The organism is Kitasatospora mediocidica KCTC 9733, from assembly GCF_000744225.1.
GTDB classification, from domain to species: Bacteria; Actinomycetota; Actinomycetes; order Streptomycetales; family Streptomycetaceae; genus Kitasatospora; species Kitasatospora mediocidica.
This window is the reverse complement of sequence record NZ_JQLN01000001.1, coordinates 702,362-718,456: the sequence shown is the minus strand read 5'-3', so window position 1 is coordinate 718,456 and position 16,095 is coordinate 702,362. Positions and strand designations below refer to the sequence as shown.

Below are 16,095 nucleotides of genomic sequence, written 5' to 3'. Positions count from 1 at the left end.
GACTGACACGGAGGACGTAGGAACATGACGACGCCGGACCAGCAGATCGTCAACGCACTGCGTGCTTCGCTGAAGGAGAACGCACGGCTCGAGCAGGAGAACCAGAAGCTCCTCGAAGCCCCGACCGAGCCCATCGCGATCGTCTCGATGGCCTGCCGGTACGCGGGCGGGATCCGCACCCCGGAGGACCTCTGGCGGGTGGTCACCGACGGCACCGACGTGTACACCACCTTCCCCGAGGACCGGGGCTGGGACCTCGAAGGCCTCTACCACCCGGACCCCGACAACCCCGGCACCACCTATGTGCGCGAGGGCGCCTTCCTGCACGACGCGGGCCAGTTCGACGCCGGCTTCTTCGGGATCTCGCCGCGTGAGGCCCTCGCCATGGACCCGCAGCAGCGGCAGCTGCTGGAGGTGGCCTGGGAGACCCTGGAGCGGGCCGGCATCGCCCCGCACTCCGTCCGGGGCGCCGACATCGGCGTGTTCGCGGGCATTGTGCACCAGGACTACGCCCCGGACCTCAGCGGGTACGAGGACTTCCTCAGCCTGGAACGGGCGCTCGGCACCGCCGGCGGCGTCGCCTCCGGCCGCGTCGCGTACACGCTCGGGCTGGAGGGCCCGGCGGTCACCGTCGACACCATGTGCTCCTCGTCGCTGGTCGCCATCCACCTGGCCTCCCAGGCGCTGCGCCGCGGCGAGTGCTCGATGGCGCTGGCCGGCGGCTCGACCGTGATGGCGACCCCGGGCGGGTTCGTGGGCTTCGCCCGCCAGCGCGGCCTGGCCTTCGACGGCCGCTGCAAGTCCTACGCGGCCTGTGCCGACGGCTCCAGCTGGGCCGAGGGTGTCGGTGTCGTCCTGCTGGAACGGCTCTCCGAGGCCCAGCGCAACGGGCACCAGATCCTGGCGGTCATCCGTGGCTCCGCTCTGAACCAGGACGGCGCGTCCAACGGCCTGACCGCGCCCAACGGCCCGCCCAGCAGCGGGTCATCCGCAAGGCCCTGGACAGCGCCAACCTGTCCGGCGCCGACATCGACATGGTCGAGGGCCACGGCACCGGCACGGTGCTGGGCGACCCGATCGAGGCGCAGGCGCTGCTGGCCACCTATGGTCAGGACCGTTCGGCCGACAGCCCGTTGCAGCTGGGCTCGGTCAAGTCCGTCATCGGTCACACCCAGGCGGCCTCCGGCGTCGCCGGTGTGATCAACATGGTGCAGGCGCTGCGCAACGGCGTGATGCCGGCCACCCGGCACATCGACGCCCCCACGCCGCAGGTGGACTGGTCGGCGGGCGCGGTCGAGCTGCTGACGCAGGCGCGGGAGTGGCCGGAGACCGGCCGCCCGCGCCGGGCCGGGGTGTCCTCCTTCGGCGCGAGCGGCACCAACGCGCACCTGATCCTGGAGCAGGCTCCCGTGCTGGAGCCGGAGCAGGCCGCCGAGGCCGCGCCGGACGCCGTGCTGCCGCTGGTGGTGTCGGCGGCCTCGACCGGGTCGCTGACCGGCCAGGCCGAGCAGCTGGTCTCCTTCCTCGACGCGTCGCAGGCGCTCTCCCTCGCCGGTGTGGCGGGGACGCTGGCCACCGGGCGCGCGGTGCTCGGTGAGCGCGCGGTCGTCGTGGCCGGTTCGCACGAGGAGGCGCTCGCCGGGCTCGGCGCGCTGGCCCGCGGTGAGTCGGCCGCCTCGCTGGTGACCGGGAGCGCCGCGTCCTCGGGCGGGGCGGGCAAGCTCGTGCTGGTCTTCCCGGGGCAGGGTTCGCAGTGGGTCGGTATGGGCCGTGAACTGCTGGACTCCTCACCGGTGTTCGCGGAGCGGGTCGCGCAGTGCGCGGCCGCGCTGGAACGCTGGGTGGACTGGTCGCTGGAGGACGTGCTGCGCGGTGAGGCTCCGGCCGAGCTGCTGGAGCGGGTGGACGTGCTGCAGCCCGCGAGTTTCGCCGTGATGGTGGGCCTGGCCGCCGTCTGGGCGTCCGTGGGCGTGGTCCCGGACGCGGTGGTCGGTCACTCGCAGGGCGAGATCGCCGCGGCCTGCGTCTCCGGTGCGCTCTCGCTGGACGACGCCGTGCGGATCGTGGCGGTGCGCAGCCAGGTGATCGCCGCCGGCCTGGCCGGTCGCGGCGGCATGGCGTCGGTGGCGCTCTCCGAGACGGACGCGGTCGAGCGCCTGGAGCGCTGGGCGGACCGGGTGGAGGTCGCGGCCGTCAACGGCCCGGCCTCCGTCGTCATCGCCGGTGACGCCGAGGCCCTCGACGAGGTCCTCGACGCGCTGGAGGACCAGGGCGTGCGGGTGCGGCGGATCGCGGTGGACTACGCCTCGCACTCCCGTCACGTCGAGGCGATCCAGGAGACCCTGGCCGAGGCCTTCGCGGACATCCGCAGCCAGGTCCCGCGGATCCCGTTCTTCTCCACCGTCACGAGCGAGTGGGTCGCCGAGGCCGGAGTCCTGGACGGCGGCTACTGGTACCGCAACCTGCGCGGCCAGGTGCGGTTCGGCCCGGCGGTGGCGTCGCTGCTGAGCGAGGGTCACACGGTCTTCGTCGAGTCCAGCGCCCACCCGGTGCTGGTCCAGCCGATCAGCGAGATCGTCGACGCGGGCGACGCGACGGTCCTGGTGACCGGGACACTGCGCCGGGAGGAGGGCGGCCCGCGCCGACTGCTGACCTCGATGGCCGAACTCTTCGTCCAGGGCGTGGCCGTGGACTGGACGAGCCTGCTGCCCGCCGGCGCCGGCAGCACCCTCGTCGACCTGCCGACCTACGCCTTCGACCACCAGCACTACTGGCTCCAGCTGACCGGATCGGCCACCGACGCCGCCTCGCTGGGCCTCACCGGCACCGACCACCCGCTGCTCGGCGCCGTGGTGCGGCTGCCCCAGTCGGACGGGCTGGTGTTCACCTCCCGCCTGTCGCTGCGCACCCACCCCTGGCTCGCCGACCACGCCATGCAGGGCGTGGTGATCGTCCCCGGTACCGTCTACGTCGACCTGGCGGTGCGCGCCGGTGACGAGTTCGGCTGCGGCATCATCGAAGAGCTGATCATCGAAGCCCCGCTCGTGCTGCCCGAGCAGGGCGGCGTGCGGGTCCAGGTCGCCGTCGGCGGCCCCGGCCCGACCGGCTCCCGCACGGTGGACGTCTACTCCCTGCGGGAGGACGCCGCAGGCGAGGACGGCGAGGGCGAGTGGACCAGGCACGCCACCGGCCTCCTCTCGTCCGCCGCCCCGGCCGGCAGCAGCACGCCCGCCGTGGACTTCACCGCCTGGCCGCCGGCCGGCGCCGAGCCGGTGGAGATCGAGGACTTCTACACCGACCTGGTCGTCCGCGGCTACTCCTACGGCCCGGCGTTCCAGGGCCTGCGGGCGGTCTGGCGGCGCGGCGAGGAGCTCTTCGCCGAAGCCGTCCTGCCGCCGGACCAGCGGGAGAGCGCCGACCGGTTCGGCATCCACCCCGCCCTGCTCGACGCCGCCCTGCACACCAACGCGTTCACCAACCCGGACGACGGCCGCAACGTGCTGCCGTTCGCCTGGAACGGTCTGGTCCTGCACGCCCTGGGCGCCGCCGCGCTGCGGGTGCGGGTCGCCCCCCGGGGCACCGACGCGCTCTCCTTCCAGGCCGCCGACGAGGCAGGCGAACTGGTCCTGACGATGGACTCGCTGGTCTCCCTGCCGGTCTCCGCCGAGCAGTTGGGCAGCGCGGCCGGACAGGACAGCCGCGACTCGCTGTTCCGGGTGGAGTGGACCCGGCTGCCCGCGCCCGAGGGCGCCGCGGCCGCGCCGGTCTGGGCGCCGCTGTCCGGCCCGGACGACGTGGCCGCGCTCGCCGCCCGCGAGAGCGTCCCGGCGGTCGCCGTCCTCGACGCCGAGGGTGGCGGTGACGCGGACCCGCTGGCACTGACCTGCCGGACCCTGGCCGTGATCCAGGCCTGGGTGGCCGCACCGGGCCTGGCGGAGGCCCGGTTGGTCGTGGCCACCCGGGGTGCGGTGCCCGCCGGGGGCGACGCCGCGGTGACCGACCCGGGCGGCGCCGCCGTCTGGGGCCTGGTCCGCGCGGCCCAGGCGGAGAACCCGGACCGGATCGTCCTGATCGACCTCGACCCCGCCGCCGCCACCGGCGCCGGGCCGGTCCTCGGCGCGGTGCTGGCCTCCGGCGAGCCGCAGGTCGCCGTCCGCGGCACGACGCTGTCCGCCGCCCGCCTGGTGCGCGCCGACGCCGCCCCCGCGGCCGAGGAGCCCGGTGCCCCCGCGGCCTTCGACCCCGAGGGCACCGTCCTGGTCACCGGCGGCACCGGCTCGCTCGGCGCCGTGGTGGCCCGCCACCTGGTCACCCGGCACGGCGTGCGCCACCTCGTGCTGGCCAGCCGCCGGGGCCCCGACGCCGAGGGCGCCGACGAGCTGGCCCTCGAACTGGCCGGGCTCGGCGCCTCCGTCTCGGTCGTCGCGAGCGACGTCGCCGACCGCGAGGCGGTGGCCGCGCTGCTCACCGCCGTCCCGGCCGGGCACCCGCTGACCGGCGTGGTGCACCTCGCCGGCATCCTGGACGACGGTGTGATCGGCGCGCTGACGCCGGAGCGGATCGCCGGCGTCTTCGCGCCCAAGGCGACCGCGGTCCGGCACCTGGACGAGCTCACCCGCGAACTCGCCCCGGAGCTGCGGGCGTTCGTGGTCTTCTCGTCCGCCGCCGCGCTGCTCGGCTCGGCCGGCCAGGGCAGTTACGCGGCGGCCAACGCCTTCCTCGACGCCCTGATGGCCCGTCGTCGGGCCACCGGGCTGCCCGGTCTCTCGCTGGCCTGGGGCCTGTGGGAGCAGAGCACCGGCCTGACGGCGCATCTGAGCGAGGTCGACCAGGCCCGGATGAGCCGCGGCGGCGTCCTGCCACTGACCCCGGCCGAGGGCCTGTCCCACCTCGACACCGGCCTGCACGCCGACCAGACGCTGCTGGTGCCGATCAAGCTCGACCTGCGGGCGCTGCGCTCCGACACCGCGACCGGCGGCGCCGTCCCGCACATGCTGCGCAGCCTCGTGCGCAGCGGCCGACGGCTGGCGCGGGCCGCCGCCGGTGACGAGAGCGGGCTCGTCCGCCGCCTCGCGGGGAAGTCCGAGGCCGAGCAGGAGGGCATCCTGCTGGGCATCGTCCAGGCCGAGGCCACCGCCGTGCTCGGCTTCAACGGCCACGAACTGGCCCAGGGCACCCGCGGGTTCAGCGACATCGGCTTCGACTCGCTCACCGCGGTCGAGCTCCGCAACCGGCTGAGCGGCGCGACCGGCGTCAAGCTCCCCGCGACCCTGATCTTCGACTACCCCACGCCGGTGGCGCTCGCCCGCTTCCTGCGCGAGGAGCTCGGCGACACCGCGGCCGGCGCCGCCGCCACCCCGACGGTGGTCGCGGCCGACCCGGACGAGCCGATCGCCATCGTCGGCATGGCCTGCCGGCTGCCCGGCGGGGTGCTGACCCCCGAGGACCTGTGGCGGCTGGTGCACGAGGGCCGCGACGGGATGGTGGGCTTCCCGGACGACCGCGGCTGGAACCTCGACGGCGTCTTCGACGACGACGCGGCGCAGCCCGGAACCTCCGAGCACAAGGGTGGCTTCCTTCAGGACGCCGGGAAGTTCGACGCGGAGTTCTTCGGGATCTCGCCGCGTGAGGCGCTGGCGATGGACCCGCAGCAGCGGCTGCTGCTCGAGGCCTCCTGGGAGGCCCTGGAGCGCGCCGGCATCAACCCCGGCACGGCGCGCGGCGGCAACATCGGCGTCTTCTCCGGTGTCTCCATCCACGACTACGTCGAGTCCCTCACCAGCATGCCCGCCGAGCTCGAAGGCTTCGTGACGACCGCGACCGCGGGCAGCGTGGCGTCGGGCCGGGTGTCGTACGTGTTCGGGTTCGAGGGCCCGGCGGTGACGGTGGACACGGCGTGTTCCTCGTCGCTAGTGGCGATGCACCTGGCGGCGCAGGCGTTGCGCTCGGGCGAATGCTCGCTGGCGCTGGCCGGCGGCGTCGCCGTCATGGGCTCGCCGGTCGGCGTCCTCGGGATGTCGCGTCAGGGCGGCCTGGCGGCCGACGGCCGGGTCAAGGCGTTCTCGACGGGCGCCGACGGCACCATCCTGTCCGAGGGCGTGGGCATCGTGGTGCTGGAGCGCCTCTCGGAGGCGCGGCGCAACGGGCACCAGGTGCTGGCGGTCCTGCGCGGCAGCGCGGTCAACCAGGACGGTGCGTCCAACGGCCTGACGGCGCCCAACGGCCCCTCGCAGCAGCGGGTGATCCGCAAGGCCCTGGCCAACGCGGGCCTGGACGCCTCGGACATCGACGTGGTGGAGGCGCACGGCACCGGGACGGCGCTGGGTGACCCGATCGAGGCGCAGGCGCTGCTGGCCACCTACGGCCGCGACCGCGACCCGCAGCGTCCGCTCTGGCTGGGCTCGTTGAAGTCGAACATCGGTCACACCCAGGCCGCAGCCGGCGTGGCCGCCGTGATCAAGATGGTGCAGGCGCTGCGGCACGGCGTCATGCCGTCGACGCTGCACGTGTCGGAGCCGACGCACGAGGTGGACTGGACGGCCGGCGCGGTCGAGCTGCTGACCGAGCCGCGGGACTGGGCGGGCGGCGGCCGGCCGCGCCGGGCCGGGGTGTCCTCCTTCGGCATCAGCGGCACCAACGCGCACCTGATCCTGGAGGAGTCCCCGGAGGCGCCGGTGGCCGAGCCGGTCCCGGTCGGGGCCGAGCCCGGCGGTGTGCTGCCGCTGGTGGTGTCGGCGGCCTCGACCGGCTCGCTGACCGGCCAGGCCGCGCGGCTGGTCTCCTTCCTCGACGCCGGGCAGCCGGTGTCGCTGCCCGGTACGGCGAACGCGCTGGTCTCCCGGCGCGCGCTGCTGTCCGAGCGCGCGGTGGTGGTGGCCGGCTCGACGGACGAGGCGCTGGCCGCACTGGCCGCGCTGGCGCGGGGCGAGTCCGCTCCGGCCCTGGTGACCGGCGGTTCGCTCGGCTCGGCCGGCGCGGGCCGGACGGTGCTGGTCTTCCCGGGGCAGGGCACGCAGTGGGTCGGCATGGGTCGTGAACTGCTGGACTCCTCGCCGGTGTTCGCGGAGCGGGTGGCGGCGTGTGCGGTGGCGCTGGGTCCGTGGGTGGAGTGGTCGTTGGTGGACGTGCTGCGGGGTGATGCTCCGGCGGAGTTGTTGGAGCGGGTGGATGTGCTGCAGCCGGCGAGTTTCGCCGTGATGGTGGGTTTGGCGGCGGTGTGGGCGTCGGTGGGTGTGGTGCCGGATGCGGTGGTGGGTCACTCGCAGGGTGAGATCGCGGCGGCCTGCGTGTCGGGTGCGTTGTCGTTGGAGGATGCGGCGCGGATCGTGGCGGTGCGCAGTCGGGTGATCGCGGGGAGCCTGGCGGGTCGGGGTGGGATGGCGTCGGTGGCGCTGTCGGAGACGGACGCCGTTGAGCGCCTGGAGCGCTGGGCGGACCGGGTGGAGGTCGCGGCGGTCAACGGTCCGGCGTCCGTCGTGGTCGCCGGTGACGCCGAGGCCCTCGACGAGGCTCTGGAGGTCCTGGCGGCGGACGGTGTGCGGGTGCGCCGGGTCGCGGTGGACTACGCGTCGCACACGCGGCATGTGGAGGCGATCGAGGAGACGTTGGCGGAGGCGTTCGCGGACATCCGCAGCCAGGCGCCGTTGGTGCCGTTCTTCTCGACGGTGACGAGTGAGTGGGTGTCCGAGCCCGGGGTGCTGGACGGCGGCTACTGGTATCGCAACCTGCGTGGTCAGGTGCGCTTCGGCCCGGCGGTGGCTTCGCTGCTGAGCGAGGGTCACACGGTGTTCGTGGAGTCCAGCGCCCACCCGGTCCTCGTCCAGCCGATCAGCGAGATCGTCGACGAGGCCCAGGCCGACATCCTGGTGACCGGATCGCTGCGCCGGGAGGAGGGCGGCCTGCGCCGGTTGTTCCTGTCGATGGCCGAACTCTTCGTCCGGGGTGTGGCGGTGGACTGGACCGGTGTCCTGCCCACGGACAGCGGCAGCGTCCCGGTGGACCTGCCGACCTATGCCTTCGACCACCAGCACTACTGGTTGCAGACCAGCCCCGCGACGGATGCGGCCTCGCTCGGCCAGGCCACCGTCGACCACCCGCTGATCGGCGCCGTCGTCCGGCTGCCGCAGTCGGACGGACTGGCCTTCACCTCCCGCCTGTCGCTGCGCACGCACGCCTGGCTGGCGGATCACGCCGTCGGTGGCGTCGTCCTGGTGCCTGGTACGGGTCTGGTGGAGTTGGCGGTGCGGGCGGGTGACGAGGTCGGCTGCGGGACGCTGGACGAGTTGGTGATCGAGGCGCCGTTGGTGTTGCCCGAGCAGGGCGGCGTCCGGGTGCAGGTCACCGTCGGCGGCCCCGAAGAGAGCGGCGCGCGCAGCGTCGGCATCTACTCGATGCGTGAGGACGCCGCCGACGACACCGGCGCCGAAGCCTGGACCCGCCACGCCACCGGCAGCCTGTCCCCGGCAGTGGCGGCCCGTACCGAGGCTCACGCCGACCTCGTCGTCTGGCCGCCCACCGGCGCCCGGCGGGCCGGCGCCGACGAGCTCTACGACGACCTGCTGCGCCTCGGCTACACCCTCGGTCCGGCCTTCCAGGGCGTGCGAGGCCTCTGGCGGCGCGGCGAGGAGGTCTTCGCCGAGATCGCCCTGCCCGAGGACCAGCGGGCCGACGCCGGACGGTTCGGCATCCACCCCGCCCTGCTCGACGCCGCCCTCCAGTCCGGACTGCGGCACGCGGCCGTCGCCGACGGGGGCGCGGGCGGGCAGCGGCTCTGGCAGCCGGCCGAGTGGACCGGCCTCACCCTCCACGCCGTCGGCGCCTCGGCGCTGCGCGTGCGGCTCGCGCCGTCCGGCCAGGACGGGCTGTCGCTGGAGGCCGCCGACGAGACCGGCGGCCTGGTCCTGAGCCTGGACGCGCTCTCCTTCCTTCCGGTCTCCGCCGAGCAGCTCGCAGCCGCCGCCGCGGACAGCGGCCCCGACTCGCTCTTCCGGGTGGAGTGGGCCGAGCTGCCCGCCGCGCCCGCCGGGGCCGGGACGCTGCCGCCGTGGGTGCCGCTCTTCCACGCGGACGAGGTGCAGATCCTCGCCGACAACGTCACCACCCCGGTGGTCGCGCTGGTGGAGGCGGTCGGCCGCGACGGCGACGCCCTGGCGCTGACCAACCGGATCCTGGAGGTCGTCCAGACCTGGCTGGCCGCACCGAGCCTGGAGGACTCCCGGCTGGTGCTGGTGACCCACGGCGCGGTGCCCGCCGGCGGCGACGCCGCGGTGACCGACCCGGCCGGCGCCGCCGTCTGGGGCCTGGTCCGCGCGGCCCAGGCGGAGAACCCGGACCGGATCGTCCTGGTGGACACCGACACGGCCACCGACGTCACCTCCGGGACGGACGTCGAACCGCTGCTCGCCGCCGTACTGGCCGCCGGTGAGCCGCAGGTCGCGGTGCGCGGGGCGGAGCTGTCCGCACCGCGCCTCGTCCGGGCCACCGGCGGCGACACACCCGCCGGCGACCCCGCCTTCCGTCCGGACGGCACCGTCCTGGTCACCGGCGGCACCGGCTCGCTGGGCGCCCTGATGGCCCGGCACCTGGTCACCCGGCACGGCGTGGGCCGGCTGGTGCTGGTCAGCCGTCGCGGTCTCGACGCCGAGGGCGCGCCGGAGTTGGCGGCCGAACTGGCCGAGCTCGGCGCCAGCGTCTCGGTCGTCGCGAGCGACGTCGCCGACCGCGAGGCGGTGGCCGCGCTGCTGGCCGCCGTGCCCGCAGAGCACCCGCTCACCGGCGTGGTGCACCTCGCCGGTGTGCTGGACGACGGTGTGATCGGCGCGCTGACGCCCGAGCGGATCGCCGGGGTCTTCGCGCCCAAGGTGACCGCGGTGCGGCACCTGGACGAGCTCACCCGCGATCTCGACCTGACGACGTTCGCGGTGTTCTCCTCCGCCGCAGGCCTGTTCGGCTCGGCCGGGCAGGGCAACTACGCGGCGGCCAACGCCTTCCTCGACGCGCTGATGGCCCGTCGTCGGGCGACCGGGCTGCCCGGCGTCTCGCTGGCCTGGGGTCTGTGGGAGCAGAGCACCGGCCTGACGGCCCATCTGAGCGACCTCGACCAGGCCCGGATGAGCCGCGGCGGCGTCCTGGCGCTGACCCCGGCCGAGGGTCTGGCGTTGTTCGACACGGCCCTGCACGCCGACCGGGCCCTGGTCGTGCCGATCAAGCTCGACCTGCGGGCCGCCCGCGCCGACGCGGCGTCCGGCGGCGCCGTCCAGCCGCTGATGCGGGGCCTGGTGCGGGCCGGCCGGCAGGCCGTCCGGGCGGCCGCCGCGCAACGCGGCGGCGGCGGGCTGGCGGACCGACTGGCCGGGCTGTCGGCGGCCGAGCAGGAGGCCCTGCTGCTGGACGTGGTCCGCAGCCAGGTGGCGACCGTCCTCGGCCACGCCGGGGCGGACAACGTCAAGGCGGAGAAGGCGTTCAAGGACGCCGGCTTCGACTCGCTCACCTCCGTCGAGCTGCGCAACCGGGTGCGCGAGGCCACCGGCCTCAACCTGCCCACCACCGTCGTCTTCGACTACCCCACCCCGCTCGCCCTGGCCCGCCACCTGCACGGCGCGTTCGGCCACGTGGCCGCCGCAGCCGGGTCGGCGGCGCCGACCGTCCTGGTCGCCGACCCGGACGAGCCGATCGCGATCGTCGGGATGGCCTGCCGCCTCCCGGGCGGTGTCGCCAGCCCGGAGGACCTGTGGCGCCTGGTCGCCGACGGCCGGGAGGCCCAGACCGCGTTCCCGACCGACCGTGGCTGGGACCTGGACGGCCTGTTCGACGCCGACCCCGCGCGGGTCGGCACCTCCTACGTCGACCGGGGCGGGTTCCTGCACGAGGCCGGGCTCTTCGACGCCGGGTTCTTCGGGATCTCGCCGCGTGAGGCGCTGGCGATGGACCCGCAGCAGCGGCTGCTGCTGGAGGCGTCCTGGGAGGCCATGGAGCGCGCGGGCATCGACCCGGCGGAGCTGAAGGGCACGGACGTCGGCGTCTTCTCCGGCGTGATGAGCCAGGGCTACGGCTTCGGCGGCGAGGTGCCGCCGGAGCTGAGCGGCTTCACCGCGACCGGGTCCGCCGGCAGCGTGGCGTCGGGCCGGGTGTCGTACGTGTTCGGCTTCGAGGGCCCGGCGGTGACGGTCGACACGGCCTGCTCGTCGTCCCTGGTGGCGATCCACCTGGCCGCCCAGGCGCTGCGCCAGGGCGAGTGCTCGATGGCGCTGGCCGGTGGCGCGACCATCCTGGCCAACCCGCACACCTTCGTGGAGTTCTCCCGCCAGCAGGCCCTCTCGCCCGACGGCCGCTGCAAGGCGTTCTCCTCGACGGCGGACGGCACGGGCTGGGCCGAGGGCGCGGGCGTGGTCGTGCTGGAGCGGCTGTCCGAGGCGCGGCGCAAGGGGCACCAGGTGCTCGCGGTGGTGCGCGGCTCGGCGGTGAACCAGGACGGCGCGTCCAACGGTCTGACCGCGCCCAACGGTCCGTCCCAGCAGCGCGTCATCCGCAAGGCCCTCGCCAACGCGGGCCTCACCACCGTCGAGGTGGACGCGGTCGAGGCGCACGGCACGGGCACCACGCTGGGCGACCCGATCGAGGCACAGGCGCTGCTGGCCACCTACGGCCAGGACCGGGAGCCGGGGCGTCCGCTCTGGCTGGGATCCGTCAAGTCCAACCTGGGGCACGCGCAGGCGGCCGCCGGTGTCGCGGGCGTGATCAAGATGGTGGAGTCGCTGCGGCGCGGCGTGCTGCCGCCCACGCTGCACGTCGAGGAGCCCTCGACCGAGGTGGACTGGACGGCCGGCGCGGTGGAGCTGCTGACCGAGGCGCGGGAGTGGCCGGAGACCGGCCGGCCGCGCCGGGGCGGGGTGTCCGCCTTCGGTGTCAGCGGGACGAACGCGCACCTGATCCTTGAGCAGGCGCCGGAGGAGTCGGTGCCGGTGGTGGTGCCCGCGCCCGATGCGGTGGTGCCGCTGGTGGTGTCGGCGAAGAGTGCGGGGTCGCTGGCCGGGCAGGCCGGGCGGCTGGTCTCGTTCCTGGATGCTGCGGAGTCGGTGTCGTTGGCTGGTACGGCGGGTGCGTTGGTTGCTCAGCGTGCGGTGCTCGGTGAGCGTGCGGTGGTGGTGGCGGGGTCGTCGGGGGAGGCGTTGGCGGGGCTGGGTGCGTTGGCGCGGGGTGAGTCCGGCGTGGCGGTGGTCTCCGGTGTGGTGTCCGATGGGGCGCGGACGGTGTTCGTGTTCCCGGGGCAGGGTTCGCAGCGGGTGGGGATGGGCCGGGAGTTGGCTGAGCAGTATCCGGTGTTCGCGGAGGCGTTCGAGGGCGCGTGTGTGGCGCTGGATGCGCAGTTGGCGGGTCGGGTGGAGCACTCGGTGAAGGATGTCGTCTTCGGCTCGGCCGGTGACGGGTTGCTGGACCGGACGGTGTTCACGCAGGCGGGGTTGTTCGCGGTGGAGACGGCGTTGTTCCGGTTGGTGGAGTCGTGGGGGGTGCGTCCGGATGCGGTGATGGGCCATTCGATCGGTGAGTTGACGGCGGCGCATGTGGCGGGTGTCCTGTCGTTGGAGGATGCGGCGGCGGTGGTGGCGGCCCGGGGTCGGCTGATGGAGGGGTTGCCGTCGGGTGGTGCGATGGTGGCGGTGGCCGCGACGGAGGCCGAGGTCGCGGAGCTGCTCGGTGCTGGGGTGGATCTGGCGGCGGTGAACGGGCCGTCGTCGGTGGTCCTCTCCGGCGACGAGGCGGCCGTCCTGAAGGCGGCCGAGACGCTGAAGGAACAGGGCCGCAAGGTCAAGCGGCTGACGGTCTCGCACGCGTTCCACTCGGCGTTGATGGAGCCGATGCTCGCGGAGTTCGCCGCCGTGCTGGCCGGGGTGACCTGGCGGGAGCCGAAGCTGCCGGTCGTCTCGAACGTCACCGGCCTCGTCGCCGAACCCGGCCAACTGGCCGATGCCGCCTACTGGTTGGAGCACGTGCGGCGTCCGGTGCGGTTCGCCGACGGGATCGGTACGGCGGCGGCTGCGCTCGGTGGCACGTTGTTCGTGGAGTTGGGCCCGGGCGCTGCGCTGAGCGCGGTGGTGGCCGAGTCCGCCGGTGAGGACGCGGTCTGCGTCGCGGCGTTGCGTGACGGCCGTCCGGAGGCCCAGACGGTGTTGGCTTCGGTCGCCGAACTCTTCGTCCGGGGCGTCGAGGTGGACTGGGTGAAGACCCTGCCCGCCGGCACCGGTGGCACCCATCTGGACCTGCCGACCTACGCCTTCGACCACCAGCACTACTGGCTCCAGACCAGCCCGGCCACCGAGGCCGCCTCGCTCGGCCAGGGCAAGGCCGATCACCCGCTGCTCGGCGCGGTGGTGGACGTACCGGAGACCGGTGGGGTGCTGTGCACGTCACGGCTGTCGCTGCGTACCCACCCGTGGCTGGCGGACCACGCCGTCGGCGGCGTCGTCCTGGTGCCCGGCACCGGACTGGTGGAGCTGGCGGTGCGGGCCGGCGACGTGGTGGCCGCCGGAGCCCTCGACGAACTGGTCATCGAGGCACCGTTGGTGGTGCCCCAGCACGGCGGCGTCCGGGTCCAGGTAGCAGTCGGCGGCCCGGACGAGAGCGGCGCTCGCACCGTCGCCATCTACTCGGCCCGTGAGGACGCCACCGAGGACGGGTGGACCCGGCACGCGGCCGGCACCCTGACGGCGGCTGCGGCCGACCGCCCGGCGGCGCCCGGCTTCGACACCACCGTCTGGCCGCCGGCCGGCGCGGAGCTCGTGGAGCTGGACGTCGCCGGCTTCTACGACGACCTGCTGAGCCACGGCTACGCCTACGGCCCGGCGTTCCAGGGCCTGCGGGCGGTCTGGCGGCGCGACGAGGAGCTCTTCGCCGAGGTCGTGCTGCCGGACGAGTGGCGCACCGAGGCCGCCCGGTTCGGCATCCACCCGGCCCTGCTGGACGCGGCCCTGCACACGCAGGCGTTCGCCCAGCCGCAGGACGGTCACAACGTGCTGCCGTTCGCCTGGAACGGGCTGGTACTGCACGCCGCCGGGGCCGGGGCCATCCGGGTCCGGATCGCACCGCAGGGCCCGGACGTGCTGGCGCTGAGCGCGGTCGACGAGGCCGGCGGCCCGGTCCTGACGGTGGACTCGGTGACCTTCCGCCCGGTGGACGTCGCGCAACTGGACACCGCGGCGGCCGCCGACGAGGGCCGCGACGCACTGTTCAGCCTGGAGTGGAGCGAGCTGGCCCCGGCGCCGCAGGCGGCCGGACCGGCACCCGCCTGGGTGCCCGTCGCCACCGGCGAGGAGGTGGCCGCGCTGGCCGCCGAGCCGCCCGCCGTCGCGGTCCTGGAGGCCCACGGCACCGGCGACGGCCCCGACGAGGTGCTCGCGCTGACCGGAAAGGCGCTGGACGTCGTCCAGGCCTGGCTGGCCGACGAGGCCTTCGAGGACTCCCGGCTCGTGGTGGTCACCCGGGGTGCGGTGCCGGCCGGCACCGACGCCGACGTCACCGACCTGGCCGGAGCGGCGGTGTGGGGCCTGCTGCGCACCGCCCAGGCCGAGAACCCCGACCGGATCGTCCTGCTCGACCTGGACCCGGACACCGAGGACGCGTTCGGCACCGTGCTCGGCGCGGTGCTGGCCGGCGGCGAGCCGCAGGTCGCGGTGCGGGCGGCGGCGCTCTCCGTGCCCCGGCTGGTCCGGGCCCAGGCCCGGCCGGGCGCTGAGGCAGCGCAGGCGTTCCGCCCGGAGGGGACCGTCCTGGTCACCGGCGGTACGGGTTCGCTGGGCGCGCTGCTGGCCCGGCACCTGGTCACCCGGCACGGTGTCCGGCACCTGCTGCTGGCCAGCCGGCGCGGTGTGCAGGCCGAGGGCGCGGCGGAGCTGGTGGCCGAACTCGCCGGTCTCGGCGCCGCGGTGACGGTCACCGCCTGCGATGTGACCGACCGGGACGCGGTGGCGGGCTTGCTGGCCGCCGTGCCGGCCGACCACCCGCTGACCGGCGTCGTGCACACCGCCGGTGTGCTGGACGACGGTGTGATCGGCGCGCTGTCGCCGCAGCGGCTGGCGTACGTGTTCGGTCCGAAGGTGACCGCGGTGAGCCACCTGGACGAGCTCACCCGCGACCTGGACCTCACGACCTTCGCGGTGTTCTCCTCCGCGTCCGGCCTGTTCGGCTCGGCCGGTCAGGGCAACTACGCGGCGGCCAACGCCTACCTGGACGCGCTGGCGCACCGGCGCCGGGCGGCGGGCCTGCCCGGCACGTCCCTCGCCTGGGGCCTCTGGGAGCAGATCAGCGGCATGACCGCCCACCTGGGCGCCGCCGACCAGGCCCGGATGAGCCGCGGCGGGGTCCTGCCGATCGGCCCGGCCGAGGGCATGCAGCTCTTCGACGCGGCGCTGCGGACCGGTACGGCCCTGGTGGTGCCGATCAAGCTGGACCTGCGGTCGCTGCGGGCCGACGCGACCGCCGGCCGGGCCTCCCAGCCGCTGCTGCGCGGTCTGGTGCGCCCCGGGCGGCAGTTGGCGCGCACGGCCGTCGGCGACAGCGGCGGGCTGACCCGCCGGCTCGTCGGCCTGGCACCGGCGGCCCAGGAGGCCCTGTTGCTGGACCTGGTCCGCAGCCAGGTGGCGACCGTCCTCGGTCACGCCGGGGTGGATCAGGTCGACCCGGAGACGGCGTTCAAGGACGCCGGCTTCGACTCGCTCACCTCGGTCGAGCTGCGCAACCGCCTCCGCGAGGCCACCGGCCTCAAGTTGGCCGCGACCGTGGTCTTCGACTACCCGGCCCCGCTCGCGCTGGCCCGCTACCTGCACGGCGAACTCGGCACCACCGACGACGCGTTGTCGATGGTGAACGCCAAGATCGAGGACATCGAATCACTGATCGCCGGACTGCTGTCCGACGAGTCCAAGAAATCCAGCATCGTGCTCCGCCTCCAGGGGTTGGTGGCGAGGTTCAACGGAGTCGAGCAGACAGAAGAGTCCACGGTGGCCGAGCAGTTGGAGTCCGCCTCGGCCGATGAGGTCCTCGACTTCATCAACGACGAACTCGGAATCTCTTGAACACCCCGCCTTCACGGTCTGCCCAACC

At 74.7% G+C, this 16,095-nt stretch carries 1 protein-coding gene and 1 pseudogene; both read left to right on the top strand.

Going from position 1 to position 16,095, the window contains the following annotated elements:
- Positions 1-24: 24 nt before the first annotated feature.
- A pseudogene (locus BS80_RS42410) lies at positions 25-819 on the top strand (beta-ketoacyl synthase N-terminal-like domain-containing protein); the annotation flags it as partial.
- Positions 795-16,067, top strand: coding sequence for a type I polyketide synthase (locus BS80_RS43420; RefSeq protein ID WP_269676090.1), 15,273 nt, complete (start codon positions 795-797; stop codon positions 16,065-16,067). The pseudogene BS80_RS42410 and the gene BS80_RS43420, both read left to right, overlap by 25 nt.
- The last annotated feature ends 28 nt before the right edge of the window (positions 16,068-16,095 follow it).